The organism is Caballeronia sp. S22 (assembly GCF_964261745.1).
Lineage (GTDB): Bacteria > Pseudomonadota > Gammaproteobacteria > Burkholderiales > Burkholderiaceae > Caballeronia > Caballeronia jiangsuensis.
Window position 1 is genome coordinate 1,901,567 of the sequence record NZ_OZ180035.1, and the last position, 25,147, is coordinate 1,926,713.

Here is a 25,147-nt window from a genome sequence, read left to right on the forward strand (position 1 = left end):
CAAAATCCTCCATGTCAGCGCGTGCGCGGGTCGAACACGCGATAGAGCGCGTCGGTCAGGAGATTGAGCGCGATGAACGTCGCGCCGATCACGAGCGTGCTGCCAAGTACGGCGTTCATGTCGGCGTTGAGCAGCGCGCCCGTCAGATACGAGCCGATGCCCGGCCACGCGAACACGATTTCGGTCAGCACCGAGCCTTCGAGCAGATAGCTGTATGCGAGCGCGATCACCGTCAGGAGCGGCACCGCGATATTGCCGAACGCATGCCGCCAGATCACGCGGCGCTCGGGCAGGCCTTTGGCGCGCGCGGTCGTCACGTATTCCTGGCTCAGTTGTTCGAGCATGAACGAGCGCGTCATGCGCGACAGATACGCGATCGAATAAAACGCGAGCACGCTCGCCGGCAGCGCGATATGCGAAAACGCGTTCCGGAAAACGTCCCATTCGCCGGCCATGATCGAATCGATGAGAAGGCTGCCCGTGCGCGTATCGACCATGCCGTCATAGACCGGATCGATGCGCCCCGGCCCCGACACCCAGTGCAGCCGCGCATAGAACAGCAGGAGGCCCATCAGCGCGAGCCAGAACACCGGTACCGAACTGCCCGCGAGCCCGATCACGCGCGCGATGTGATCGACGATGCGATTGTGCTTCACCGCCGCCGCGACGCCGAGCGGCACGCCGATCGCGATGCCGATGAACGTCGAGAGCGTCGCGAGTTCAAGCGTCGCGGGAAAGACGCGTTTGATGTCGTCGATCACCGGATTGGCCGTCAGCAGCGAGACGCCGAGATTGCCGTGCAGCACGTCGCGCGCGTAGATCACGAATTGATCGATGAGCGGCTTGTCGAGCCCGAGTCTCAGACGCGCGGCGGCATACGCGCTCGCGGACGCGCGATCGCCGAGAATCGCGAGCACAGGATCGATCGGAATCTTGCGGCCGATGAAGAATGTGATCGCGAGCAGGCCCGTGAACGTGATGACGAGCATCACGATCCAGTGCGCGAGCGCGAGCCCGATGCGCACGCCGCCCCGATGCGCGCTCATCGCACGCAAGCGCTCGATGAACGTGACCGCGCTCACTGCTTCTTGATGTTGCGGTAGGACACGAGATCGTTGATCGGCCCGACTTCGAGACCGGTCACGCCGGGCCGCGCCGCGACCTGCGACACCTTCTGGAACATGATCACGAACGGCGATTTCGCGAGCACTTCACGCTGCATTTTCTCGTAGAGCTGCGCGCGTTTTTTCGTATCGCTTTCGGCCAGCGCGGCGTTGGTTTCCTTGGTCAGTTGCGGAATGTCCCAAGCGTTGCGCCACGCGAGCATCTTGTAGCTCGATGCATCCGAGTTGTCCGGGTTCCAGACGAAACCCTGCGCGTTGCTGTGCGGATCGATGTAATCCGCCGACCACTCGCCGATATAGATGTCATGCGCGCGCGCCCGATAGCGTCCGAGCGTCTGCTTGTTGTCGCTCGGCATGAGCTGAACCTTGATGTTCGCGAGTGCGAGATTCGCCTGCACGGCCTGCGCGATCTCGCTGTACGGATAGTCGTTGCGCACGTCCATCTTCACGGTGAAGCCGTTGGCGAGACCCGCCTTGGCGAGGAGCGCCTTCGCCTTCGCGACATCCTGGTGATACGGGTTCTCGTTCAGCGCGCCGAGAAAGCCTTCGGGCAGAAACGTCTCGTGGACCTTGTAGGTCGTGCGGATCACGTTTTTCTGGATGCCCTGATAGTCGATCAGCCACTTCATCGCTTCCCAGACCTCGGGCTTCGCGAGATTCGGGTTCTTGTTGTTGAGGCCGAGATACATGAGCGTCGCCTGCGGCACGGCCGTCGCCTTGATGACGCCGCTCTTCGAGAGCGTGTCGAGATCGTCGGGGCTCAGATCGCGCGCGACGTCGATGTCGCCGTTCTGGATCATGAGGCGCTGGCTCGCCGCCTCGGTCACGTGACGCAGCACGATACGCTTCATCGCGAGCGGGATGCGATAACCCTCGAAGCGCTGAAGCACGATGCTGTCGTTCGCGGTCCATTTGACGAGCTTGTACGCGCCCGAGCCCGCTTCGTTGGTCTTGAGCCACTCGTTGCCGTAGTCGCTGCCCTTCGCGTGCGATTCGACGAGCTTGCGATCCACCACCGACGCCGGCCACGAGCCGAGCACGTTGAGCACGAACGTCGGCGCGTAGTGTTGATCGGTCGTGATGGAGACGGTCGTATCGTCCACTTTCTTCACGTTCTGCAGCGCGTTCGCCTTGGTCAGGCCGATACCCGCGAGCACGGCCGCCGCGCCCTTGTCGAGCAGCGCGGTGCGCTGGATCGACCAGGCGACGTCGTCGGCGGTCAGCGGATTGCCGGAGTGGAACTTGAGGCCCGGGCGAATCTTGAACGTGAACGTGAGGCCGTCCTGGCTCACGGTCCAGGACTCGGCGACATCGCCATTGAATTTCGACGGATCCTTCAGATCGACGCGCACCAGCCGGTCATACGTGTTCGCGACATATTCCTCCGGCACCAGCTCGTAGATTTCGCCGGGATCGAGCGAGGTGAATTCATCGAGCAGCGTCGCCATGACGAACATGTCCTTCGGCGTGGCCGCCTGCACGCTCTGCAAGCCGGTGAATGCCGTCAGCGCCGAGGCGAGCATGACCGCTGCCAATGCCTTTTTCATGTGATGTCGTCCTGTTGGTTTCGGGTTCACATCAGCCGCAGCGGGCCGCTTTCTTCGTTATCGATCAGAGCAAGTTCGCGCGAGCCTGGCAATTCGTAATGCCACCACTCACTTTTGATGTGAGTGAAGCCCGCGCCGTGCATCACGCCGAGCAACAGCGTTCGATTCCGCTGGATGTGCTCCGGCAGGCCGAAGTGGAAATGCTCGGATTCGACGACCATCGCGTCGAATCCGGTGCCCATGTCGAGCTCGTTGCCGTCGCGATCGACGAGCGTCAGGTCCACTGCCGTGCCGCGGCTATGGTTCGAGCCGCGGCCGAGTTCGGCGATGAAGGTCGGATCGGGCAGGAAGTCCCACAGCACTTTTTGCGCTTGCGGCGGACGATAGGCGTCGAAGATCCGCAGCGTCATGCCGATGCTCCGCGCGATATCGACGGCTTTGCGCAATGCGGCTTCGGCGGGTTCCAGCAGCAGGCAGTGCTGCGCCTTGTAGATCGGCTTGCCGGTGAAATTGCGATCGGTGGCGTAGACGAGATCGATCTGGACGTTATGCGTTTCGGGCGTGATGTGCAGGAGACGGGACCGGGTCATGTAAGCGCTTCGTATCGATTTATTCCGATACACGAACCTTAACGCGTTAGAAAAATCCGCGAAACCCTTTATTTTGGGTGGATCCGACGGCTCACGATACGAGCGGCCAGCGCGCGAGGACTTCGTATTGCGACCGGCCGAGCAGGCTGCGCACGAGCACGAACTCGCGCGCGGTCCATGCGATGGGCTCGACGGGCCGGCGCGCGATGCGATGCTCGTCGTAGAGCAAGGTTACGTGGGGCGTGAAGCGGGGATGGCGCTTGAGTGCGATGCCGGCGGTTGCGAGCGCTGCGCCGAGGGTTTGTTCGAGGGCGTCGAGTGGCGCGGTGACGTTGCCTGAGAGAACGAGCGGGCGTTTCGCGCGGCGGCCGGAGAAGCTTTCGATGCGGTCGAGTGTCAGTTCGACGGGCGGCGATGTGATTTGCGAAGCCGCGGTGTGTGCTTGCTTGAGGACATCGGCGGGGACGCCAGGGAAGGCGCCGAGGTATTGCAGCGTGATGTGGAGGCGAGCGGCGGGGATCGGCGTCGCCTTCAGCTTGTGGTCGATGCGCAGACGAGCCGCGAGTTCGGTGATTCGGGTGGCGGCGGGGGCGTCGGGATAGAGCGCGAAGAAGATGGATTCAGTGAGGTGCACGGAGGGCGCATGCTCGGAGACAATAGCGTTCATGATTCGTGTTCCTCCGGATTCGTGCGCGCCGCTTGCTACTGCACTTTCAACCCACCATGCCCATCATATGCCGTCAAGATTAACGGTTTTGTCTGTTCGAAATCGTCGAAACTGGCGATCGATAGCTCCACATCCCCCGTCCCCCAGTGACCGAATTTTCGCGCGTCGCGGGCATTGCCCGGCAAGGGATTGATCTTATCGGGGTCAAGATGAAGAAACAGCAAGAACCTGGTCTTTTGCGGGACGATAGAAGCAAAGTTCTTTAACCGCTTGAACGCGACGTACAGTTTGAGCTCCTTACGCTGAACATCGTCACCCAAAGAACCGATGAAGTCTTCCATCGACGTCAACAGTTCGAGCATCGAAGCCGGGTATTGTTCAACCCACTCCGCATAGCTTTTGTCTCCGCTCGAAACTGCCGACTTGGCAGCGACACTGGTTACCGTCGGCATCGCCGGTCCCACTGGCATAGCAGGAACCGGGGGAGCTACTGCCTTCGCAGAATTCGATAGCTTCAGGCCTGTCTTCGGCTTAGCGGCGATAGTCGCATTAACAAGTTCGAAGAGTAGGAGATCGGACCCGAATCGGCGATATCTAATCAACTCGACGTTACGATTGATCTGTTGCACCGCATGGACGTCGTATCGAGTGAAATCAGCGGCAATACAAAGGAGACGAGGAACACTCCAATCGATCAGCGCCGCAGCCGCATGACCAAGCTGCTCCATCACTAGCAGCTTGAATTCGGCTTGATGATCCATCAGCCAGTCGAGATAAAACAGGCCCTGATTGATTACGTTTTCGCCTACGGATCGCTTGTATTCGAGGATCACCGGGCTGTTGTTTTCATCCAGCCCCAACGAGTCGATCCGCCCGGAGTGCGTCTTTCCTGTCGCGTATTCCGTCGCTAGAAAACGAATCCCGAGAAGCGCTTCGAGATTCTTTTCGATCAGCGACTGCAACGGTTTTTCGAGGTCAGAGGCTTGACCGTTCAACTCAACGGCCACACCTTCGACCAGTTTGAAGAGCTTGATGTCACTCATTATTTTTGTTTTAGATTGGCGAGGACGCAACCACCAACGCGACCCCGCTATCTCACTGAATCATCTGAGAGCAAACAAATTTTCATCAATCAAATTGCGATTGAGCTTCGCAAATCGATGGCGCTGCAAGGGTCAACGAGAGACGAGATCCCGCCTCACTCCCACTCAATCGTCGCAGGCGGCTTCCCCGAGATGTCATACACCACCCGATTGATCCCGCGAACCTCATTAATGATGCGATTGCTCACATGCCCCAGCAACTCATGCGGCAGATGCGCCCAATGCGCCGTCATGAAGTCAAGCGTCTGCACGGCGCGCAGCGCGACGACATACTCATAAGTGCGGCCATCGCCCATCACGCCGACGCTCTTCACCGGCAGAAACACCGCAAACGCCTGGCTCGTGAGGTCATACCACGACTTGCCCGTTTCCTTGTCGATGGTGTTACGCAGCGTCTCGATGAAAATCGCATCCGCGCGACGCAGCAGATCCGCAAATTCGCGCTTCACTTCGCCGAGAATCCGCACGCCGAGACCCGGCCCCGGGAACGGATGTCGATACACCATCGCGTGGGGCAAACCGAGCTTCACGCCGAGCTCGCGCACTTCGTCCTTGAAGAGTTCGCGCAACGGTTCGAGCAGCTTGAGATTCAACGTCTCCGGCAAGCCGCCGACATTGTGGTGGCTCTTGATGGTGTGCGCGCCCTTCTTGCCCTTGCCCGCCGATTCGATCACGTCCGGATAGATCGTGCCCTGCGCGAGCCACTTCGCATCGGTGAGCTTGTCCGATTCCTTGTGGAACACCTCGACGAACTCCGCGCCGATGATCTTGCGCTTCGCTTCCGGATCGGTCACGCCCGCGAGCTTCTGCAGAAATTCCGCACTCGCGTCGACGTGAATCACTTTCACGCCGAGATGATCCGCGAACGTCGACATCACCTGCTCCGCCTCGTTCTGACGCAGCAAGCCGTGATCGACGAACACGCACGTCAACTGGTCGCCGATCGCGCGATGCAAGAGCGCCGCCGCCACCGACGAATCGACGCCGCCCGACAAACCGAGAATCACATGCTCGTTGCCGACCTGCGCGCGGATCTTCTCCACGGCTTCGTCGATGTAATGGCCCATCTCCCAGTCCGCCTGCGCGCCGCACAGTTCCAGCACGAAACGGTCGAGCATCGCGCGGCCCTGCACCGTGTGCGTGACTTCCGGATGCCATTGCAGGCCGTAGAAGCGACGGTCGTCGTCGGCCATCGCGGCGATCGGGCACGACGGCGTCGAGGCCATCAGCTTGAAGCCCGCCGGCAAGTCGACCACTTTGTCGCCGTGGCTCATCCACACCTTGAGCATCGACTCGTCCTTGCCGCTCTTGAAGTCCTCGATGCCTTCCAGAAAACCCGTGTGATTCAGCGCCTGTACTTCCGCATAGCCGAATTCGCGCACGTTGCCCAGTTCGACCTTGCCGCCGAGCTGATCGGCCATCGTCTGCATGCCGTAACAGATGCCGAGCACCGGCACGCCGAGATCGAAGACGATCTGCGGCGCGCGCGGCGACTTCGCCTCGGTGACGGAGTTCGGGCCGCCCGACAGGATGATGCCCTTCGGCGCGAATTCGCGGATGAAGGTCTCATCGACGTCGTACGGATGGATCTCCGAGTAGACATGCGACTCGCGGATGCGCCGTGCGATCAGCTGGGTGACTTGGGAGCCGAAATCGAGAATCAGGATTTTGTCGTGCATGGCTGCGGCCAAAGGCTAAGTGAACGAATAATGTCTGTGCGGCCGGGACGCGACGTCGCGCGGCCCGCCTGCAAATAAATCGACGGCCGGCGCAATGGCCGACCGTGCTTGTCCTGCGTGTTTCCGATGCTGCGCTCGCGTGGCTTGCGGCATGCGCTTCGCGCCCTCAACGTGGTGCGTGGCTCGCGTCGGGCGCGAGCGGATCGGCTCTTCGGCCCGTCGCCGGATCGATCTCGCCGCTGATCACGGGCTCGATGCGCTTGCCGGTGACCGGATCGACCGCGCGGCCCGTCACCGGATCGAGCGTGCCGCCCGTGACGGGATCGACGGCGCCGTCCGGATGCGCGCGCACCGCGGCGGATGAGATCGGCGAAGCCGGATCGAGCGGACGCCCCGCCGAATCGATCGCACGACCCGAAACCGGATCGATGGCCGTAGCTTGCGGCGCGCGCGCCGCGGGACGGACCGCGGTATCGATCGGCTCGACGCGCGCCGAAGGCACCGTGGCGCTCGTGCGAACATCCTCGCGCTTTTGCGCCGCCTTCTTCTCCGCCCGCTGGGCGGACGCAGCGCCCGCCAGCGCCGCGCGCTCGCGTCGCCGCACCGCCGACGACAGCCTCACGCTACCCAAACCGAGTACGAGCAGCACGGCGCCGACCACCGCCGCGCTGATCTGCCCGAAGCCATCGACCTGCGGCGCGTGCAGCCCGAGCAACCAGACCAGCACCACGACGCCCGAGAGCCACTGCACGTGACCCGAGACGCGGGCGGCCCGGGCCGTCAATGCGCCATCGACGGAAGCATGAGACGCGAGCCACGACAGCCCGATGAGCGCGATGCCGAGCAGTTGCCCGGCGAACACCGGTTGCACGCGGATCGAATCCAGTTGCAGCGCGCTGTACAAGCCGGCCCACGGCGTCAGCAGAAACAGCAGGCCGAACGCCAGAAAAATCAGGGCATTGATGACGAGCACGACCCGCAGCAACGGTTTCATGATCGCTCCGCGCGATTAGTCGACGTGATAGTTGGGTGCTTCCTTCGTGATCTGCACGTCGTGCACATGCGACTCGCGCATGCCGGCCGCCGTGATCTGCACGAATTCCGCCTTCTCGTGCATTTCGTTGATCGTGCGGCAACCGCAATAGCCCATGCTCGCGCGCACACCGCCGACAATCTGGAACAGGATGGCGTTGACCGAGCCCTTGTAGGCCACACGGCCTTCGATGCCTTCCGGCACGAGCTTGTCGATGTTCGCCGAGTTGTCCTGGAAGTAGCGGTCCGCCGCGCCGTCCTTCATCGCGCCGACCGAACCCATGCCGCGGTACGACTTGTATTGACGGCCCTGATACAGGAACACGTCGCCCGGCGATTCTTCCGTGCCCGCGAGCATGCTGCCCATCATGACGACGTTCGCGCCCGCCGCGAGCGCCTTCGAGACGTCGCCCGAGAAGCGCACGCCGCCGTCGGCGACGACCGGCACGCCGGTGCCGCGCAGCGCTTCGGAGACGTTGGCGATCGCCGTGATCTGCGGCACGCCGACACCCGCGACGATCCGCGTCGTGCAGATCGAGCCCGGGCCGATACCGACCTTCACCGCGTCCGCGCCGTATTCGACGAGCGATTTCGCCGCCGCCGCCGTCGCGATATTGCCGCCGATGACCTGCACGTGCGGGTAATTCTGCTTGACCCAGCGCACGCGTTCGAGCACGCCCTGGCTGTGGCCGTGCGCGGTATCGACGACGATCACGTCGACGCCCGCCTGCGCCAGCAGGTCGACGCGCTCTTCGTTATCCGGACCGACGCCCACCGCCGCGCCCACACGCAGCTTGCCGTCTTCGTCCTTGCAGGCGTCCGGGTTTTCCGTCTGCTTGGTGATGTCTTTCACGGTCATCAGGCCGCGCAACTCGAACGCATCGTTGACGACCAGCACGCGTTCCAGGCGATGGCCGTGCATCAATGCTTTCGCTTCGGCGAGCGACGTGCCTTCCTTGACCGTCACGAGACGCTCGCGCGGGGTCATGATGTTGCGCACCGGCTCATCGAGACGTTCTTCGAAACGCAGGTCGCGATTCGTGACGATGCCGATGAGCTGCGCGCCCTCGACCACCGGGAAGCCCGAAATGCCATGCTGCTGCGTCAGCGCGATGACGTCGCGCACGCGCATCTGCGGAGGAATTGTGATCGGATCGCGCACGACGCCCGACTCGAAGCGCTTCACTTTCGCGACTTCGCGGGCCTGCTCCTTGGCAGTGAGATTCTTGTGAACGATGCCGATGCCGCCCATCTGCGCCATCGCGATGGCGAGCCGGCCTTCGGTGACCGTGTCCATGGCGGCGGACACGAGAGGCATGTTCAGGGAAATATTGCGGGTCAGCTGTGATTTCAGGCTGGTGTCGCGCGGGAGAACGCTGGAAAACGCGGGCACGAGGAGCACGTCATCGAACGTGAGTGCTTTCTGGATCAGACGCATGGCAAATCCTATGGGCGCAAAAGCAGATTATACCGATAGTTCCCTGCATTTTCACTGCCCGAACAGCAGCTTAGGCCGTTCGGCCGCAAAATCCGGGCCGTCCGCGCCCGCGTGCCGGGCGCTCGCGCATATGCAGTTTTCGACAAGACGGCCGCCCGGGGCCCACGCTACCCTTCGTGCCGTCAGATGAAACAACGACAGGGAGTCGGGCAATGCAGCGCGGTGTGATGTACGGAATGTCAGCGGGAGCGATCTGGGGCTTCATCTTTCTCGCGCCCCGGCTCCTGCCGGATTTTTCGCCCCTCGCGCTGAGCGTCGGACGCTATCTGATGTACGGCGCCGTGTCGCTCGCGGTCGCGCTGCCGTTCGCCCGCAGGCTCTTCGCCAAACTCACGCGCGCCGATTTCATCGCGCTCGTGAAGCTGGCGCTGATCGGCAACCTGCTCTACTACATGCTGCTCGCGAGCGCGGTGCAACTGGTGGGCGTCGCGCCTTCGTCGCTGATCGTCGGCATTCTGCCCGTCACCGTCACGCTCGCCGGACGGCGCGACCACGGCGCAATCGATCTCAGGCGGCTCGTCGGACCTTTGCTGCTCGTGCTGGCCGGCATCGCGTGCATCAACCTGGACGTGTTCAGCGACGTGGTGTCGTCGTCGGGCGGTAGCGAGCATGCGGCGAGCGTGCTCACGCGCCTGACCGGTCTCGCGTGCGCCCTCGGCGCGCTCGCATCGTGGACGTGGTACGCGGTCGTCAACGCACGCTATCTGCAAGCAAATCGCCACTTCGACGGCAACGAGTGGTCCGTGCTATGGGGCATCGTGACGGGCCTCCTGGGCCTCGTGCTCGGCGCCGTCGTCTGGATGCTGCCCGCGGGGACGGTTCAGGCGAGCGTGCCGGCCGCGCGCTGGCACGTGTTCTGGATCGTGTGTTTCGCGCTGGCGACCGGCGGTTCGTGGCTCGGCAACATGCTGTGGAATGCGGCGGCGAAACGCCTGCCGCTCACGCTCGCGGGTCAGATGATCGTCTTCGAAACGCTCTTCGCCCTGCTCTACGCTTTCGTCTACGACGGCCGCTGGCCGCGTACGCCAGAAGTGCTCGCGATCGTGCTGCTGCTCGTGGGCGTGCTCTGGTCGGTCAGACAACACACGCTGGAGCCTGCGCCGGCGGGCGCGAAGGAAGCGCCCGCGCATTGAAACGGCTCAGCGCGAATCCTTCGAGTGCCACTTGCGGCCTTCGATAGAACCAGCCTTGCGCGCCTTGTCGACGCGACGCTGGCGCGCGGCCTTCGGATCGACTTTCAACGGCCGATAAATCTCCACGCGATCGAAGTCGGCGAGCGCCGCGTCGAGCGCCTTCGCCTTGCCGAACACGCCGACCTTTTGCGTCGACAGATCGATATCGCGATGGACGAGCAGCACGCCGCTCGCATCGATTGCGTCGCGCACCGTCGCGCCCTCGCGCAACTCGACGCGCTTCAGAAACGCGCGATCGGGCAGGCCGTAGCAGACGTCGATATGCATCATCGCTTGCCGTAGCGTTGATCCGCGCGCTTCACGAAGGAATCGACGAACGTGTTGGCGATATGGCTGAACACCGGCCCGATGAGTTTCTCCAGAATCACATTGGAGAATTCGTAGTGCAGCGCGAATTCGATCTTGCACGCGTCCGCGCGCAGCGGCGTGAAGCGCCAGTAACCGGTGAACTTCTTGAAAGGGCCGCTCAGGAACTCCATATCGATGGTGGTCGGACGCTTCTGCGTGTTGCGCGTCGCGAAGTGCTGCTTGATGCCCTTGAAGCTGATGTCGATCTTCGCTTCCATGCCGTTCTCGTCCTGGCGGCCGATTTCGACGCCGCCGCACCAGGGCAGGAAATTGGGGTAGTCGGCGACATCGGTGACGAGGTCGAACATTTCTTCCGCCGAATGGCGGATCAATACGGTTTTCTGGACGTCTGCCATATAGGGCGCAGCGGTGGCTGAATTGGGCTGCAACGCGCAAGAGAACACGGCCGGAGTTCGTCTGCCGGACGGCACGCTGCTAAAATCGTGATTTTAAACGAGTTGGGCACTTTCCATTCATGAGCATCATCGACAACAGAAAAGCCTTCTTCGATTACTTCGTCGAAGAGCGCTACGAGGCCGGTCTCGTGCTCGAAGGCTGGGAAGTCAAGGCGCTGCGCGCGGGCCGAGCGCAAATCAAGGAAGGCTATGTCGTGATCAAGCACGGCGAGCTCTTTCTGATCGGCACGCATATCAGCCCGCTGCCCGAGGCATCGAAGTTCGCCAATCTGGATCCGGTGCGCACGCGCAAACTGCTGCTGCATCGCGACCAGATCGACAAGCTCATCGGCAAGGTCGAGCAACGCGGACACACGCTCGTGCCGCTCAACTTCCATTACAAGGACGGCCGCGTGAAGTGCGAGATCGGGCTCGCGAAGGGCAAGAAGCTGCACGACAAGCGCGAGACCGAAAAGAAGCGCGACTGGGAACGCGAGCGCGGGCGCCTGATGCGCACGGCTTCGCGTTAAACGAATCGGGGCGCCTTGAGCGCCCCGTTTGCTTTTGCCGCGCGTCAGCTCTTCTTGATGACGCCGCCGCCCTCGCCTCTCACGATGGTCAACGCCGACGCGATCATCGAACTCATATCGGACAGGTTCCCCGGCACGATCAGCGTGTTGCCCGTCTTCGCAATATTGCCGAACGCGCCGACATATTGCTCCGCGATCTTCAGATTCACCGCTTCCATGCCGCCCGTCGTCTGAATCGCCGTGCCGACTTTCTGAATGGCTTGCGCGTTCGCCTCGGCCACCGCGAGAATCGCCGATGCCGCGCCCTGCGCCTGATTGATCGCCGCCTGACGCTCGCCCTCGGACTTCTGGATCGCGGCCTCACGTGCGCCGGCGGCCAGATTGATCTGCTCCTGCTTGCGGCCTTCGGATGCGGCGATCAGCGCGCGCTTTTCGCGCTCGGCGGTGATTTGCGCCTGCATCGCGTGAAGGATTTCCTTCGGCGGCGTCAGGTCCTTGATCTCGTAGCGGAGCACCTTCACGCCCCAGTTCGACGCGGCTTCGTCGAGCGCATTCACGATGCTTTGATTGATGAAATCGCGCTCCTCGAACGTCTTGTCGAGCTCCAGCTTGCCGATGACCGAGCGCAAGGTCGTCTGCGACAACTGCGTGATCGCGAACACGAAGTTGCTCGAACCGTACGACGCCTTCATCGCGTCCGTCACCTGAAAGTACAGCACGCCGTCTACCTGCAACTGCGTGTTGTCGCGCGTGATGCACACCTGGCTCGGCACTTCGAGCGGAATCTCCTTCAGCATGTGCTTGTAGGCGATGCGATCGACGAACGGCAGCACGATGTTGAGACCCGGCGTGAGCGTCGCGTGATAGCGGCCGAATCGCTCCAGCACCCAGGCATGCTGTTGAGGAACGATCTTGACCGTGTTCACCACGATCACGATGGCGATGATGAGCACGATGAGCGCGAAATACATTGTGTGACTCCTTCTTATAGTGAGCGAGCGTGTCTAACGTTTGGCCGCGACGATCAGCCGGTTCCCGTCCAGCGCCGTGATGCGGTAGTACCGCGCGCCTTCAGTTTCGCCCGGCGCGAGTTCGACGTCCCACTGCGCGCCGCGATACATTGCGCGCGCGCGGCCATCGCGCCATTGATCCACTTCCAGCGTCGCGCCGATATCGAGATTCACGGCCGCATCCCGCGATGCATCGCGCCCCTTCCAGCTACCGAAGCGCGAGCGCCGCAAAACCACGACGGCGATCAGCGCAATGACGGCCGCCGCGCCCATCTGCACATGCGGCAGCGCGCCGGACACATAAGCGATGCCGCCCGCGATCATGCCCAGCGCGATCATGAGCAGATAGAACGTGCCGGTGAACAGCTCCGCGACGATCAGCGCGCCCGCCGCGACCCACCAAATCAGTCCACTCGTTAGCATCGCCGGTCTCCAAACGAAAACACCCCGGAGAAGTCCGGGGTGTTTTTATAGCACGCTCGCGCCTTTCCGAAAGCAACCGGAAAGGCGCTGCTGACTTATTTTGACAAGGTCTTCGCCAGTTGCTGCCATGTCTCGATGATCGTGTCCGGATTCAGCGACATCGATTCGATGCCTTCCTTCGCGAGCCACTCCGCGAGGTCCGGATGATCGGACGGCCCCTGCCCGCAGATGCCGACGTACTTGTTCAGCCGCAGACAAGTTTCGATCGCGCGCTTGAGCATGAACAGCACCGCTTCGTCGCGCTCGTCGAAGTCCGCCGCGAGCAGTTCCATGCCCGAGTCGCGATCGAGGCCGAGCGTGAGCTGCGTCAAGTCGTTCGAGCCGATCGAGAAGCCGTCGAAGCGCTCCAGGAACTGCTCCGCGAGAATCGCGTTGGACGGCACCTCGCACATCATCACGAGCTTCAGATCGTTCTTGCCGCGCTCGAGACCGAACTTTTTCAGCAGTTCGATCACGCGATCCGCCTGGTTCAGCGTGCGCACGAACGGCACCATGATCTGCACGTTGTCCAGACCCATTTCCTCGCGCACCTTCTTCAGCGCGATGCATTCCATGTGGAACGCTTCGGCGAAGTCTTCCGCGATATAGCGCGACGCGCCGCGGAAACCGAGCATCGGGTTTTCTTCATCCGGCTCGTAGCGCGAACCGCCGATCAGCTTCTTGTACTCGTTCGACTTGAAGTCCGACAGACGCACGATGACGGGCTTCGGATAGAACGCGGCCGCGATCGTGGCGATGCCTTCCGTCAGCTTGTCGACGTAGAACGCACGCGGCGACGCATGGCCGCGCGCGACGCTCTCGACTGCCTTCTTCAGATCGGCGTCGACGTTCGGGTACTCCAGAATCGCCTTCGGATGCACGCCGATGTTGTTGTTGATGATGAACTCGAGCCGCGCCAGACCCACGCCCGCGTTCGGCAACTGCGCGAAGTCGAACGCAAGCTGCGGATTGCCGACGTTCATCATGATCTTGACCGGAATCTTCGGCAGCTCGCCGCGCTGCACTTCCGTGACTTCGGTTTCGAGCAGGCCGTCGTAGATCTTGCCTTCGTCGCCTTCCGCGCACGATACCGTGACGAGCGCGCCTTCTTTCAGCACGTCGGTGGCGTCGCCGCAGCCGACCACCGCCGGCACGCCCAGTTCACGCGCGATGATCGCCGCGTGGCACGTACGTCCACCGCGGTTCGTCACGATGGCCGATGCGCGCTTCATCACCGGCTCCCAGTTCGGGTCGGTCATGTCGGCGACGAGCACGTCGCCCGGCTGCACGCGTTCCATCTCCGACGGATCGTGAATCACGCGCACGGGGCCCGCGCCGATCTTCTGGCCGATTGCGCGGCCCGTCGCCAGCACGTTCGACTGACCCTTCAGCTTGAAGCGCATCTCGGCCTTGCCGGACGCCTGGCTCTTCACCGTCTCGGGGCGCGCCTGGAGAATGAAGATCTTGCCGTCGCGGCCGTCCTTGCCCCACTCGATGTCCATCGGACGCTCGTAGTGTTTCTCGATGATCACCGCGTACTTCGCGAGTTCGATCACGTCTTCGTCGGTGATCGAGAAGCGGTTGCGCTGCTCGTGCGGCACGTCGACGGTCTTCACGCGGCCCGGCTCGCCCGGCTTCGTGAACTCCATCTTGATGAGCTTCGAGCCGATCGAGCGGCGGATGATCGGGTACTTGCCCTGTTCGAGCGTGGTCTTGAAGACGTGGAACTCGTCCGGATTCACCGCGCCCTGCACGACCGTCTCGCCGAGGCCGTAGCTCGACGTGATGAACACGGTTTCCTTGAAGCCCGATTCGGTGTCGATGGTGAACATCACGCCCGCCGCGCCGACGTCCGAGCGCACCATGCGCTGCACGCCCGCCGACAACGCGACTTCTGCATGCGTGAAGCCCTTGTGGACGCGATAGGAGATGGCGCGGTCGTTGTAGAGCGACGCGAACACGTGCTTCATGCGATCGAGTACGTCCTCGATGCCGACCACGTTCAGATAGCTTTCCTGCTGGCCCGCGAACGATGCGTCCGGCAAGTCCTCGGCGGTCGCCGACGAGCGCACGGCGAACGAAAGCTCTTCGGGCGAGCTGTTCTGGAGCACTTCGAAACCGCGGCGGATTTCGTCTTCGAGACGCGGCTGCATCGGCGCGTCGACGATCCACTGGCGGATTTCCTTGCCCGCTTCGGCAAGGGATTTCACGTCGTCGACGTCGAGCGTCTCGAGACGCTTGGCGATGCGCTCGGTCAGGTCGTTGTGCTGGAGGAAATCGCGGAATGCGAGCGCAGTTGTGGCAAAGCCCGTCGGCACACGAACGCCCGCTTCGGAAAGCTGGCTGATCATTTCGCCGAGCGACGCATTCTTGCCACCGACGATTTCCACGTCGGTCATTCGCAACTGCTCGAATGGAACTACATACGCCTGATCCTTTGCGACATCTTTCGCAACATTAACTGCGTTAGTCATACAAGCCCCTAAGGTGGATGGAATTCACGATCGCACGAGTGGGCTCATATGCGGCGGCGCTCATTGGAAGCGCGGCCGCATCTCGTACAACCTGTTTGATAAACCATCGGGGAGCGCGTCACCGGAGCCGGGCGCGTTGCAAAAAGAAGCGGGACGTCTGAAATCTGCTCGAAATCGTAGGTTTTTGCTGCCAAAACCGACGAACCCACCGCGATTTGACGAAAATCCGAATCAATTTGTCCGCAATTGCTTATCGAACAGGTTGCCGCTATTCTACCGTGCCGATTCTCAATTTGTTTCGGCAGAGACAGTAATTCCACGGCAAAATCGAAGTCTTTCACGCCGCTCGGTTCGCCGGCGCACACCGCTGGGCAACCAATGTAACACAGGCGCTTTCGTGAGCCGTGCAGGGCGTTCCCGCGGTCTATTTCGCGTGTTACCGTTTGAGCGCGCCCGCCCCAACTCGTTCCCCATTTGGTCTTTTGCCGATGCCGCCTTCCGTATTCATCGTTTCCGACGGGACCGGGATCACTGCCGAAACCTTCGCGCATTCGATCCTCGCCCAGTTCGATCAAAAATTCCGGCTCGTGCGCGTGCCGTTCGTCGATTCGATCGACAAGGCGTACGCGACGGTGGAAAAGATCAACGAGGTTGTGGACCTCGATGGCCGCCGTCCGATCGTCTTTACCACGCTCGTCGACAGCGCGTCGAACGAAGTCGTCAAGGGCTGCAACGCGCTCGTCCTCGACATGTTCCAGACCTTCATCGAGCCGCTCGAACACGAACTGGAAATGAAGTCGACGCACGCGATGGGCCGCGTCCACCAGAATGCCGACACCGAGGAATACAAGAATCGCATCGAGGCGATCAACTTCTCGCTCGCGCACGACGACGGCCAGTCCAACCGCAACCTCGCCGATGCCGATGTCATTCTGGTCGGCGTATCGCGCAGCGGCAAAACGCCGACGAGCCTCTATCTGGCGATGCAATATGGCGTGAAGGCCGCGAACTATCCGCTGATTCCCGAAGACTTCGAGCGCGGCAAGCTGCCTACGCCTTTGCTCGAACATCGGGCGAAGATGTTCGGCCTTTCGATCGATGCGCAGCGGCTCGCGGAAATTCGCAACGAGCGTCGCCCGGGCAGCAAGTACGCGGCGCTGGAGAACTGCCGCTACGAGATCAACGAAGCGGAAATGATGATGAAGCGCGAGGGCGTCAAGTGGCTTTCGTCGACGCACAAGTCGATCGAGGAAATCGCCACGACGATCCTGCAGGAAATCAAGCCGGAACGGCCGTCGTATTACTGATTATGCTCAGCGCTGCTGGCGGCACTGCTCGAAAAGACAGATCGCCGCCGCGGCCGCCACGTTGAGCGACTCCATCCCGCCCGGCTGCGGAATGGTCACGCGATGCGTCACGGCATCGCGCCAGACCTGCGACACGCCCGCGCCCTCATTGCCGAACACCCACGCCAGCGCGCCCGACAGATCGCAATCGTAGAGCGCGACCGCGCCATGCGAATCGGTGATGGTCACGGGCGCATCGAGCCGCGCGATCAGATCCGCGGAATCCACGTCTTCGAAAATATCCAGCAGGAAGTGCGCGCCCATGCCCGAGCGCAGCACCTTCGATGACCACGCGTACGCGGTGCCCGGCGCGCAGAACACACGCGTGATGCCCGCCGCCGCCGCGCTGCGCAGAATCGAGCCGACATTGCCCGCGTCCTGGATGCCGTCGAGAATCACGCAGGTTTCGGCGACGCGCGCGGGCAACTCGGCATCGATTTTCTCGACGAGCAACAGCATGCCGACGCCGTGCACGACGCTCGAAAGCTGTCCGAAGAGCGCGTCCGGCAAAACGACGACCCGCTTTTCCTCGATACGCGCGACGATGTCGCGGGCTTCCTCATGCGTGAGCGCACCTTCGGTGACCACGCACGTTTCGGGCTGTCCGGCTGCATCGAGATAGGCCGACGCCAGATGCAGGCCTTCGAGCAGCGCATGGCCGCTGCGACGCTGCTGCGCGGTAGAGCCGGCCAGCGCCTTGATGCGCTTATAGAGCGGATTGTCCCGCGAAGTGATGGATTTCACGTTGAATTGAGTGCCGCTCAGAAAGCGAGCGAATCGGGATCGTCTTCGAGCGCCGCGGCGACCTGAAGCACTTCCGGCGCGAGCTCGGGCAGCACCGAGCCGAAGCGGATATGCGCCTCGCGCACCGGCGCGAACGAACGCCGATGATGCTCGCACGGGCCATGCTCGCGCAGCGCCCTGAGATGCTGCGGCGTGCCGTAGCCGGCATGCGCATCGAAGCCGTACACCGGAAAGGTTTCGTGAAGCTCGACCAGCATGCGATCTCGCGTGACCTTCGCGAGAATCGATGCCGCCGAAATCTGCTTGATGAGCGCATCGCCGCCGATCACGGCTTCGGCGCGAATTGACAGCGTCGGGCAGCGGTTGCCGTCGACCTTGACGAGCGTCGGCGCGACCGAAAGGCCTTCCACCGCGCGCTTCATCGCGAGCATGCTCGCGTGCAGGATGTTGATCGTGTCGATTTCCTCGACGCTCGCCGACGCGATGCAAAACGCGAGCGCGCGATCGACGATCTTCTCGTAGAGCTCCTCGCGCCTTTTGGCGGTCAGCGCTTTGGAATCGTCGAGACCGTTGATGCGCGGCTTCGCGGGATCGAAAATCACGGCCGCTGCCACGACCGGGCCGGCCAGCGGACCGCGCCCCGCCTCATCGACGCCGCAGATGATGTCGAAAGGTGAGCTGAAATCGAGTCCTGCCTGAGCCGATGGTTTCGCCGCCATCATCGCGGCCTCCGCGTTTCGAGCACTCGCGCGACCGCCTCGGCCGCTTTTTGCGACGTGTTCTGGCGCAGCGCGATGTGCATGTCGGTGAAGATTTCCGTCAGGGTACGGCGGTTGGCGTCGTCGTTCAACTGTTTCAGCGTTGCGTCGGCGAGCGCCTCGGGCGTCGCGAAGTGCTGGAGGATTTCCGGCACGACGAAACGGCCCGCCAGAATGTTCGGCAAACCGACGTACGGCAGATAACCCTGCCGCTTCATGATCTGGCCCGTCAGCCACGGCACCTTGTACGAGATGACCATCGGCTTCTTGAGCAGCGCCGCTTCCAGCGTCACCGTGCCGCTTTTCACGAGAATCGCGTCGGCGGCGGTCATCGCGGTTTGCGCGCGGCCATCGGTGATCGTCAGCGAAAGATTCGGATGCGCGTCCACGAGCGGCTGAAGCAACTCGCGCAACGCCGGATTCGCCGCGGGCATCAGGAAGCGCACGCCGGGCTCGCGACGCTGCATCAGTTCCATCGCATCGAAGAAGGTCGGACCGATCAGCGAAATTTCCGAGCGGCGGCTGCCGGGCAGCACGGCGATCACCGGCCCGCCCTGCGCGATGCCGAGTTCGCGGCGCGCGCCCATGACGTCGGGTTCGAGCGGAATTTCGTCGGCGAGCGGATGACCGACGTAGCTCGCCTCCACGCCCGCCTTAGCCAGCAACGCGGTCTCGAACGGAAACACGCACAGCATGTGATCGACCGCTTTCGCGATCTTCTTGATGCGGCCGCCGCGCCACGCCCAGATCGACGGACACACGAAATGCACGGTCGGAATGCCTGCTTCGCGCAGCGGCTGTTCGAGGCCGAAATTGAAATCCGGCGCGTCCACGCCGATGAACACCGACGGCGGCTCCGCGAGCAACTGACGCTTGATCTCGTTGCGGATGCCGAGAATTTCGGGGATATGCCTCAGGGCTTCGACATAGCCGCGCACGGTCAGCTTGTCCATCGGCCAGTGCGCTTCGAAGCCTTCGGCTGTCATGCGCGGGCCGCCGATACCGCTATAGCGCGTGCCTTCCGGCAGGGTTTGCGTGAGGCCCTTGAGCAGCGAGGCCGCGAGCAGGTCGCCAGAGGGCTCGCCCGCGACCATCGCGATGCGTGGCGGGTTGGTGATCAGGGTCATCGGGCGGCGTGTCTAGCGGATGATGCCGCGCTGCGACGCCGCGATGAAATCCGAAAATGCCGTGACGGGTTCGTCGCCCTCGCCGCCTGCCGTGCTCAGTTCCTTCAACTGCACCTTCGCCTCTTCGAGCGACAGACCGCTCTTGTAGACGATGCGATACGCCGAACGCAGCGCCGAGATCGCTTCGGGCGTGAAGCCGCGGCGGCGCAGTCCTTCGACGTTGATGCCGTGCGGCTCAGCTTTGTTGCCGGCCGCGATGACGAAGGGCGGCACGTCCTGCACGAGCGCCGAAGCGCCGCCGAGCATCGAATGCGCGCCGATGCGCACGAACTGATGCACGCCCGACATCCCGCCGATGATCGCGTGATCGCCGACGAACACGTGCCCGGCCAGTTGCGCGTTGCTCGACATGATGACGTTGTCGCCGAGCCGGCAGTCGTGGCCGACGTGCACGTACGCCATGATCCAGCAATCGCTGCCGATCGACGTCAAGCCCTGATCCTGCGCCGTGCCCGTGTGCAGCGTCGTGAATTCGCGGATTGTGTTGCGGTCGCCGATTTCGAGGCGCGTCGGCTCGCCCTTGTACTTCATGTCCTGCGGACGGCCGCCGATCGATGCGTAATGGCCGATGCTGTTGTCGCGGCCGATCGTCGTGTGGCCTTCGATCACGCTGTGCGAGCCGACGGTCGTGCCCGCGCCGATCACGACGTGCGAACCGACGATCGCGTACGGCCCGATCTCGACGGACTCGTCGAGCTGGGCGCCCGGCTCGATGATCGCGGTTGGGTGAATCTTGCTCATGCGCATTTCGCCTATGCTGTTCGTGCTGCTTGTTACGATGAACGCGGAGTGAACGCAGATGCCTCAGGCGTCCGTGCTCTTGACGGTACACATGAGCTCGGCTTCGGCCGCGGTCGCGCCATCGACCTCGGCGCGCGCCTTGAACTTCCAGATGCCTCGCATGTACCGCTCGAAGTGGACGTTGAGGATCAACTGATCGCCCGGTTCCACCACGCGCTTGAAGCGCGCACCGTCGATGCCGACGAAGTAATAGAGCGTGTTGCTAGGATCGTGCGGCTCTTCCGCGAAGGTCAGCAGCGCCGCGGTCTGCGCGAGCGCTTCGAGGATCAGCACGCCCGGCATCACCGGCCGCGTCGGGAAGTGGCCCTGGAAGTACGGCTCGTTGATCGTCACGTTCTTCAACGCTTTGATGCTCTTGTGCGGCTCGAGTTCGAGCACGCGGTCCACGAGCAGGATCGGGTAGCGATGCGGCAGCAGCGTGAGGATCTTGTGGATGTCGAGATTGATTTTTTCTGTGCTCATGGTCGTTCTGCTCACGCGCGCGTCAGGCGCGGAAATTTGGATGGCGGGCCGTATCGGACGCCCGCCCGGAATTGCTCTTGGCGCTTCGGCGGCTTGGATGAGCCCGCTCTGCGCGAGGTTCTTGCTTATTCGTCGCCGCTCGTATCGCCACGCTTGGCTGTATCGGCGAGCGCTGTTTCCAGCGACTTGATGCGATCGCGCAGCTTGTCCAGATTGCGCATGATGGCCGCGCTCTTGTTCCAGTCGCCGTGCGGCACGGCCGGAAACGCGCTCGTGTACATGCCGGGTTTCAGGAGCGATTTCGAGACGCCTGATTGCGCCGTGACGATCACATAGTCCGCGAGCGTCACATGGCCCGCGATACCCACCGCCCCGCCGATCATGCAATGCTTGCCGATGTTCGTGCTGCCCGCGATGCCCGCGCAGCCGGCGATCACCGTGTACGCGCCGATGCGGCAGTTGTGACCGATCTGCACGAGGTTGTCGATCTTCACGCATTCCTCGATGACGGTATCGGCCATCGCGCCGCGATCGATGGTCGTGTTCGCACCGATTTCCACGTCGTCTGCGATATCCACCGCGCCGACCTGCGGAATCTTGACCCAGCTGCCGGTGCGCGCATCGCCCTCGCCGACGAAATCCGGCGCGAAGCCGAAGCCGTCCGCGCCGATAACCGCGCCCGCGTGCACGATCACGCGCGCGCCGAACTTGCAGCCGTGATAGACGGTGACGTTGGGATACAGATGCACGTCGTCGCCGAGCTTCACGCCCCGGCCGACGACCACGCCCGCATCCAGCTTCACGCGCTCGCCGATGACGGCGCCCGCCTCCACCGTCACGTGCGGTCCGATCACGGCGCTCGCCGCGACCTTCGCGTCCGGATCGACATAGGCGCTGGGATGCACGCCCGGCCTCGCCTTGGGCGTCGCCAGATCGATGAACGCCTGCGCCACGCGCGCGAAATAAGCGTAGGGGTTCGGCGTGACGATGAAATTACTGCCCGCGCGATTCGTCACCTTCTCGAGATCGGCCGGGGAAATCAGCACCGCGCCGGCGCGCGTCGTCTCGACCTGCGGCAGATACTTCTGATTCGCGAGAAACGCGAGCTGTGCCGAGCCAGCCTTGTCGAGAGGTGCGAGACTCCCGACCGCGTGCGCGCCGTCACCGACCACCTCGCCGCCGAAGCGCTTCACCAGTTCGTCGAGCGTGATCGCCATGCCTGATGCCATCTCGTCTCAGTCCTCGTCAGTTCGGGCTCGTGAGCGAACCCGTGCCGGTCGCGCCCGCGGCCAGCGCCTTCAGCACCTGATCCGTGATGTCGATGCGCGGACTCACGTACACCGCCTCCTGCACGATCAGATCGTAGTGCTGCTGCTCGGCGATCTGCTTGATCACCTTGTTCGCGCGATCCAGCACCGCCGCGAGTTCTTCGTTGCGGCGCTGGTTCAGGTCTTCGCGGAACTCGCGCTGCTTGCGCTGGAAGTCCGCGTCGAGTTGCGCGAGGTCGCGCTGGCGCGCAGCGCGGTCGGTCGGCGACATCGAGGAACCGTTTTTATCGATGTTGTCCGACATCGCCTTCAGACGCTGCGCCATGTCCTGCAGCGCCTTGTCGCGTTTGGAGAATTCCTGCTCGAGCTTCGACTGAGCGGCTTTCGCCGCTGCAGATTCGCGCAGGATGCGGTCCGAATTGACCGCAGCGATGCGCGCTTCCTGAGCACTGGCGGACATCGCCGTGCCCAGGCCGAGAACCATCGACAACGCAAGCGCCAGCGCCATATGTTTCGAATGCTTACCGGTTCCCAAAGTGTTCCTCACGTTACGTCTGAATGGATGAAGTTCGTGACAGTCGGCATACCGTTTAGAAGGCCGTACCGATCTGGAACTGGAACTTCTGATACTGGTCGCCTTCGTGCTTCTGCAGCGGGAAGCCAAGGCTCAGCTTGAGCGGGCCGATCGGCGAGATCCACGCGAGACCCACACCGTAGCCGTAGCGCAAGCCGTTCGCACCGCCGCTCGTGCCGCCCTGGTTCGGGTCGCCCCAGACGTTACCGGCATCGAGGAAGGTGAAGACTCGCAGCGTGCGGTCGTAGCCCGTGCCCGGAAGCGGGAATGTCAGCTCGATGTTGCCGACCGCCATGCGCGAGCCGCCGATCGGGTCGTTCGTCTTCGCGTCGCGCGGACCCAGCGAGCTCGGCGAGTAGCCGCGCACCGAACCGATACCACCCGCATAGTAGTTCTTGAAGATCGGGTACGTCTGACCTTGCAGGCCCTTGCCGTAGCCGCCCTGCAGGTTGAAACCGAGCACGAAGCCGCGCGCGAACGAGTAGTAATACTGGAACTGCGCGTCGAATTTCGCGTAGGTCGTGTTGCCGAGCGGCGTGCCGTATTCCGCGTTCGACTGGATGTAGTAGCCGCGGCTCGGGACGAGCGCGCTGTCGCGATTGTCGCGCGACCAGCCCATCGTCAGCGGATAGTTGTTCACCACGCGGCCGAACTCGTTCACGTAGTTGATGTAGGACTGCGGCGTGTTCGAGTCCACGTCCATCGTGTTCTGTTCGGCGCCGACGCCGAAGAACACCGTGTCCTGCTCGGAGAACGGGATGCCGAACTTGGTGTCCGCACCCATCGTGATGATCTTGAAGCTCGAATCGGTCGAGTAGTACAGCGGCTGATACGTACGGTAGTACGCGTCGGTGATACGTTTGATGCCGTCGATCGTGAAGTACGGATCGACCTGCGTCACGGTCAGCGTGCGGTACGTCTTCGCGGTGTTCACGTTGACCGCGAGACTCGTGCCCGAGCCGAACACGTTGTCCTGCGACACGCCCGCCGACAGCACCACCTTGTCCGTCGACGAGAAACCCGCGCCCAGTGTGATCGCGCCGGTCGGCTTTTCCGCGACCTTCACGTCCACGTCGACCTGGTCGTTCGTGCCTTCCACGGGCGTCGTGGTGACGTCCACGTCGGTGAAGTAGCCGAGACGGTTGACCCGGTCCTTCGACAATGCGAGGCGGCTCGAATCGAACCACGAGCTTTCGAGCTGGCGCATTTCACGACGGACCACTTCGTCGCGCGTGCGCGTATTGCCGACGATGTTCACGCGCCGCACGTACACGCGGCGGCTCGGGTCGACTTGCAGCGTGAGCGCCACGGTGTGGTTCGACTGATCGATCTGCGGCTGCGCGTTGACCTGCGCGAACGCGTAGCCGTATTCGCCGAGCTTGTCGACGATGGCTTTGGTCGTCGCCTGCAGTTTCTCCGCGGAGAAGCGCTCGCCCGGTTTGATCTTGATGAGCTTGTTGAGCTCGGCCTCGCGGTCGAGCAGATTGCCCGAGAGCTTGATGCTGCTGATCTTGTACGGCTCGCCTTCATGCACGGCGATCGTCAGATACATGTCCTTCTTGTCCGGCGAGATCGACACCTGCGTGGAATCGATGCTGAACTCGAGGTAACCGCGGTTCAGGTAGTACGAGCGCACGTTCTCGAGGTCGCCCGTGAGCTTTTCCTTCGCGTAGAGATCGCTCTTCGTGTACCAAGAGAACCAGTTCGGCGTGGAGAGCTGCATTTCGCCGAGCAACGTGCCCGAACTCACCGCCTTGTTGCCGACGAAGTTGATCTGGCGGATCTTCGCGCTCGGACCTTCCGCGACGGAAAACAGAATGGCGACGCGGTTGCGGTCGACAGGCGTCACGGTGGTCGTGACTTCCGCCGCGTAGTAGCCGCGCGTCAGATACTGGCGCTTGAGCTCCTGCTCCGCCTTGTCGACGAGCGCCTTGTCGTAGGAGCGGCCTTGCGACAGACCGACCGAGCGCAGCGCCTTCGTGAGATTGTCCTTGTCGAACTCGTGCAGGCCCGCGAAATCGATAGCCGAGATGGCCGGGCGCTCCTGCACCTGCACGACCACCACGTTGCCTTCGGTTGCGATCTGAACGTCATTGAAGAAGCCCGTCGCGTAGAGTGCGCGAATCGCTTCGGAGGCCTTGTCGTCGGTGAAGGTGTCGCCTTGCTTGATCGGCAGATAAGCGAACACGGAGCCCGGCTCGATGCGTTGGAGACCGTCGATCCGAATATCCTGCACGACGAACGGCGTGGTGGCGTGCGCCGCCATACCCGTTGCGGCGAGTGCCGCGGCCACAGCCGTCTTAGGAACAAAGCGATGAGGTTTGAACAACGTGCTTCCCCAGTATTTAAAGCTGC

Annotated in this window: 25 protein-coding genes; 3 read left to right on the forward strand and 22 right to left on the reverse strand. The window is 62.7% G+C overall.

What is annotated here, in order from left to right; genetic code table 11:
* Positions 1-14: 14 nt before the first annotated feature.
* From ACEN42_RS08940 to guaB, 8 genes are all read right to left on the reverse strand, one after another.
* Positions 15-1,046 (reverse strand): ABC transporter permease, encoded by a 1,032-nt coding sequence (locus ACEN42_RS08940; RefSeq protein ID WP_371881097.1) that lies wholly within the window; start codon positions 1,044-1,046, stop codon positions 15-17.
* A 32-nt stretch (positions 1,047-1,078) separates the two neighbouring features.
* On the reverse strand, positions 1,079-2,647 hold the full coding sequence (locus ACEN42_RS08945) for an ABC transporter substrate-binding protein (protein ID WP_238210555.1): 1,569 nt from the start codon (positions 2,645-2,647) through the stop codon (positions 1,079-1,081).
* 50 nt (positions 2,648-2,697) lie between these two features.
* Positions 2,698-3,261 carry a D-alanyl-D-alanine dipeptidase gene (gene ddpX, locus ACEN42_RS08950; protein WP_035498870.1) on the reverse strand — a complete coding sequence of 188 codons (564 nt, stop codon included), beginning with the start codon at positions 3,259-3,261 and terminating at the stop codon, positions 2,698-2,700.
* 91 nt (positions 3,262-3,352) lie between these two features.
* Positions 3,353-3,928 (reverse strand): RNA 2',3'-cyclic phosphodiesterase, encoded by a 576-nt coding sequence (gene thpR / locus ACEN42_RS08955; protein ID WP_371879742.1) that lies wholly within the window; start codon positions 3,926-3,928, stop codon positions 3,353-3,355.
* A 35-nt stretch (positions 3,929-3,963) separates the two neighbouring features.
* Positions 3,964-4,971, reverse strand: coding sequence for a DUF5655 domain-containing protein (locus ACEN42_RS08960; protein WP_371879743.1), 1,008 nt, complete (start codon positions 4,969-4,971; stop codon positions 3,964-3,966).
* A 155-nt stretch (positions 4,972-5,126) separates the two neighbouring features.
* On the reverse strand, positions 5,127-6,710 hold the full coding sequence (gene guaA, locus ACEN42_RS08965) for a glutamine-hydrolyzing GMP synthase (RefSeq protein WP_187604890.1): 1,584 nt from the start codon (positions 6,708-6,710) through the stop codon (positions 5,127-5,129).
* Positions 6,711-6,876: 166 nt separating this feature from the next.
* Positions 6,877-7,704: a hypothetical protein gene (locus ACEN42_RS08970; protein WP_371879744.1), complete on the reverse strand. Its 828-nt coding sequence runs from the start codon at positions 7,702-7,704 to the stop codon at positions 6,877-6,879.
* A 15-nt stretch (positions 7,705-7,719) separates the two neighbouring features.
* Positions 7,720-9,180, reverse strand: coding sequence for an IMP dehydrogenase (gene guaB, locus ACEN42_RS08975; RefSeq protein WP_187604892.1), 1,461 nt, complete (start codon positions 9,178-9,180; stop codon positions 7,720-7,722).
* 212 nt (positions 9,181-9,392) lie between these two features.
* On the opposite strand from guaB, the gene ACEN42_RS08980 reads away from it, so the two are divergent.
* On the forward strand, positions 9,393-10,373 hold the full coding sequence (locus ACEN42_RS08980; RefSeq protein ID WP_371879745.1) for a DMT family transporter: 981 nt from the start codon (positions 9,393-9,395) through the stop codon (positions 10,371-10,373).
* Between the two features lie 6 nt (positions 10,374-10,379).
* On the opposite strand, the gene ACEN42_RS08985 is transcribed toward ACEN42_RS08980, so the two are convergent.
* Both ACEN42_RS08985 and ACEN42_RS08990 read right to left on the reverse strand, forming a co-directional pair.
* Positions 10,380-10,703, reverse strand: a complete 324-nt coding sequence (locus ACEN42_RS08985) for an RnfH family protein (protein ID WP_187604894.1) — start codon at positions 10,701-10,703, stop codon at positions 10,380-10,382.
* Positions 10,700-11,137, reverse strand: coding sequence for a type II toxin-antitoxin system RatA family toxin (locus ACEN42_RS08990; RefSeq protein WP_035498879.1), 438 nt, complete (start codon positions 11,135-11,137; stop codon positions 10,700-10,702). Before ACEN42_RS08990 ends, ACEN42_RS08985 begins: the two co-directional genes overlap by 4 nt.
* Before the next feature lie 119 nt (positions 11,138-11,256).
* Between ACEN42_RS08990 and smpB the strand changes: the two genes are divergently transcribed.
* Positions 11,257-11,706 (forward strand): SsrA-binding protein SmpB, encoded by a 450-nt coding sequence (smpB, locus tag ACEN42_RS08995; RefSeq protein ID WP_035498881.1) that lies wholly within the window; start codon positions 11,257-11,259, stop codon positions 11,704-11,706.
* 44 nt (positions 11,707-11,750) lie between these two features.
* On the opposite strand, the gene ACEN42_RS09000 is transcribed toward smpB, so the two are convergent.
* From ACEN42_RS09000 to ACEN42_RS09015, 4 genes are all read right to left on the reverse strand, one after another.
* Entirely contained in the window at positions 11,751-12,677 is a 927-nt protein-coding gene (locus ACEN42_RS09000) for an SPFH domain-containing protein (protein ID WP_187604895.1), read from the reverse strand.
* Positions 12,678-12,710: 33 nt separating this feature from the next.
* Positions 12,711-13,139, reverse strand: a complete 429-nt coding sequence (locus tag ACEN42_RS09005; RefSeq protein WP_371879746.1) for an NfeD family protein — start codon at positions 13,137-13,139, stop codon at positions 12,711-12,713.
* Positions 13,140-13,234: 95 nt separating this feature from the next.
* A complete protein-coding gene (gene ppsA, locus ACEN42_RS09010) occupies positions 13,235-15,652 on the reverse strand; it encodes a phosphoenolpyruvate synthase (protein WP_187604897.1) in 2,418 nt (805 codons plus the stop codon).
* Positions 15,653-15,696: 44 nt separating this feature from the next.
* On the reverse strand, positions 15,697-15,993 hold the full coding sequence (locus tag ACEN42_RS09015; RefSeq protein WP_250483508.1) for a hypothetical protein: 297 nt from the start codon (positions 15,991-15,993) through the stop codon (positions 15,697-15,699).
* 147 nt (positions 15,994-16,140) lie between these two features.
* On the opposite strand from ACEN42_RS09015, the gene ACEN42_RS09020 reads away from it, so the two are divergent.
* Positions 16,141-16,959, forward strand: coding sequence for a pyruvate, water dikinase regulatory protein (locus ACEN42_RS09020; RefSeq protein ID WP_035498887.1), 819 nt, complete (start codon positions 16,141-16,143; stop codon positions 16,957-16,959).
* Positions 16,960-16,965: 6 nt separating this feature from the next.
* Here the strand turns inward: ACEN42_RS09020 and ACEN42_RS09025 are convergent, their stop codons facing one another.
* The 8 genes from ACEN42_RS09025 to bamA form a co-directional block, all read right to left on the reverse strand.
* Positions 16,966-17,742, reverse strand: coding sequence for an RNA methyltransferase (locus ACEN42_RS09025; RefSeq protein ID WP_238210451.1), 777 nt, complete (start codon positions 17,740-17,742; stop codon positions 16,966-16,968).
* 17 nt (positions 17,743-17,759) lie between these two features.
* Positions 17,760-18,461: a ribonuclease HII gene (gene rnhB / locus ACEN42_RS09030; RefSeq protein ID WP_371881098.1), complete on the reverse strand. Its 702-nt coding sequence runs from the start codon at positions 18,459-18,461 to the stop codon at positions 17,760-17,762.
* Positions 18,461-19,627 carry a lipid-A-disaccharide synthase gene (gene lpxB / locus ACEN42_RS09035; protein WP_371879747.1) on the reverse strand — a complete coding sequence of 389 codons (1,167 nt, stop codon included), beginning with the start codon at positions 19,625-19,627 and terminating at the stop codon, positions 18,461-18,463. Before lpxB ends, rnhB begins: the two co-directional genes overlap by 1 nt.
* A gap of 12 nt (positions 19,628-19,639) precedes the next feature.
* Positions 19,640-20,428, reverse strand: a complete 789-nt coding sequence (gene lpxA, locus ACEN42_RS09040) for an acyl-ACP--UDP-N-acetylglucosamine O-acyltransferase (protein WP_187604902.1) — start codon at positions 20,426-20,428, stop codon at positions 19,640-19,642.
* 63 nt (positions 20,429-20,491) lie between these two features.
* Positions 20,492-20,950: a 3-hydroxyacyl-ACP dehydratase FabZ gene (gene fabZ, locus ACEN42_RS09045; protein WP_187604903.1), complete on the reverse strand. Its 459-nt coding sequence runs from the start codon at positions 20,948-20,950 to the stop codon at positions 20,492-20,494.
* A 125-nt stretch (positions 20,951-21,075) separates the two neighbouring features.
* Complete coding sequence (gene lpxD, locus ACEN42_RS09050; RefSeq protein WP_309881917.1) at positions 21,076-22,167, reverse strand: UDP-3-O-(3-hydroxymyristoyl)glucosamine N-acyltransferase; 1,092 nt, start codon at positions 22,165-22,167, stop codon at positions 21,076-21,078.
* A 28-nt stretch (positions 22,168-22,195) separates the two neighbouring features.
* Positions 22,196-22,726 (reverse strand): OmpH family outer membrane protein, encoded by a 531-nt coding sequence (locus ACEN42_RS09055; RefSeq protein ID WP_187604904.1) that lies wholly within the window; start codon positions 22,724-22,726, stop codon positions 22,196-22,198.
* 82 nt (positions 22,727-22,808) lie between these two features.
* Positions 22,809-25,121: an outer membrane protein assembly factor BamA gene (bamA, locus tag ACEN42_RS09060; protein WP_187604905.1), complete on the reverse strand. Its 2,313-nt coding sequence runs from the start codon at positions 25,119-25,121 to the stop codon at positions 22,809-22,811.
* Positions 25,122-25,147: the final 26 nt, after the last annotated feature.

Bases quoted from the DNA above. Each gene is read 5' to 3' on its own strand.
- ACEN42_RS08970 (WP_371879744.1), bottom strand. From the start codon at position 7,704: ATGAAACCGTTGCTGCGGGTCGTGCTCGTCATCAATGCCCTGATTTTT.
- rnhB (WP_371881098.1), bottom strand. From the start codon at position 18,461: ATGGCGGCGAAACCATCGGCTCAGGCAGGACTCGATTTCAGCTCACCT.
- ACEN42_RS08960 (WP_371879743.1), bottom strand. From the start codon at position 4,971: ATGAGTGACATCAAGCTCTTCAAACTGGTCGAAGGTGTGGCCGTTGAG.
- lpxD (WP_309881917.1), bottom strand. From the start codon at position 22,167: ATGGCGATCACGCTCGACGAACTGGTGAAGCGCTTCGGCGGCGAGGTG.
- lpxB (WP_371879747.1), bottom strand. From the start codon at position 19,627: ATGACCCTGATCACCAACCCGCCACGCATCGCGATGGTCGCGGGCGAG.
- ACEN42_RS08940 (WP_371881097.1), bottom strand. From the start codon at position 1,046: ATGAGCGCGCATCGGGGCGGCGTGCGCATCGGGCTCGCGCTCGCGCAC.
- ddpX (WP_035498870.1), bottom strand. From the start codon at position 3,261: ATGACCCGGTCCCGTCTCCTGCACATCACGCCCGAAACGCATAACGTC.
- ACEN42_RS09005 (WP_371879746.1), bottom strand. From the start codon at position 13,139: ATGCTAACGAGTGGACTGATTTGGTGGGTCGCGGCGGGCGCGCTGATC.
- lpxA (WP_187604902.1), bottom strand. From the start codon at position 20,428: ATGAGCAAGATTCACCCAACCGCGATCATCGAGCCGGGCGCCCAGCTC.
- guaA (WP_187604890.1), bottom strand. From the start codon at position 6,710: ATGCACGACAAAATCCTGATTCTCGATTTCGGCTCCCAAGTCACCCAG.
- smpB (WP_035498881.1), top strand. From the start codon at position 11,257: ATGAGCATCATCGACAACAGAAAAGCCTTCTTCGATTACTTCGTCGAA.
- ACEN42_RS09000 (WP_187604895.1), bottom strand. From the start codon at position 12,677: ATGTATTTCGCGCTCATCGTGCTCATCATCGCCATCGTGATCGTGGTG.
- fabZ (WP_187604903.1), bottom strand. From the start codon at position 20,950: ATGAGCACAGAAAAAATCAATCTCGACATCCACAAGATCCTCACGCTG.
- ACEN42_RS08985 (WP_187604894.1), bottom strand. From the start codon at position 10,703: ATGATGCATATCGACGTCTGCTACGGCCTGCCCGATCGCGCGTTTCTG.
- ACEN42_RS08980 (WP_371879745.1), top strand. From the start codon at position 9,393: ATGCAGCGCGGTGTGATGTACGGAATGTCAGCGGGAGCGATCTGGGGC.
- ACEN42_RS09020 (WP_035498887.1), top strand. From the start codon at position 16,141: ATGCCGCCTTCCGTATTCATCGTTTCCGACGGGACCGGGATCACTGCC.
- ACEN42_RS09055 (WP_187604904.1), bottom strand. From the start codon at position 22,726: ATGGCGCTGGCGCTTGCGTTGTCGATGGTTCTCGGCCTGGGCACGGCG.
- ppsA (WP_187604897.1), bottom strand. From the start codon at position 15,652: ATGACTAACGCAGTTAATGTTGCGAAAGATGTCGCAAAGGATCAGGCG.
- guaB (WP_187604892.1), bottom strand. From the start codon at position 9,180: ATGCGTCTGATCCAGAAAGCACTCACGTTCGATGACGTGCTCCTCGTG.
- ACEN42_RS08990 (WP_035498879.1), bottom strand. From the start codon at position 11,137: ATGGCAGACGTCCAGAAAACCGTATTGATCCGCCATTCGGCGGAAGAA.
- ACEN42_RS08945 (WP_238210555.1), bottom strand. From the start codon at position 2,647: ATGCTCGCCTCGGCGCTGACGGCATTCACCGGCTTGCAGAGCGTGCAG.
- thpR (WP_371879742.1), bottom strand. From the start codon at position 3,928: ATGAACGCTATTGTCTCCGAGCATGCGCCCTCCGTGCACCTCACTGAA.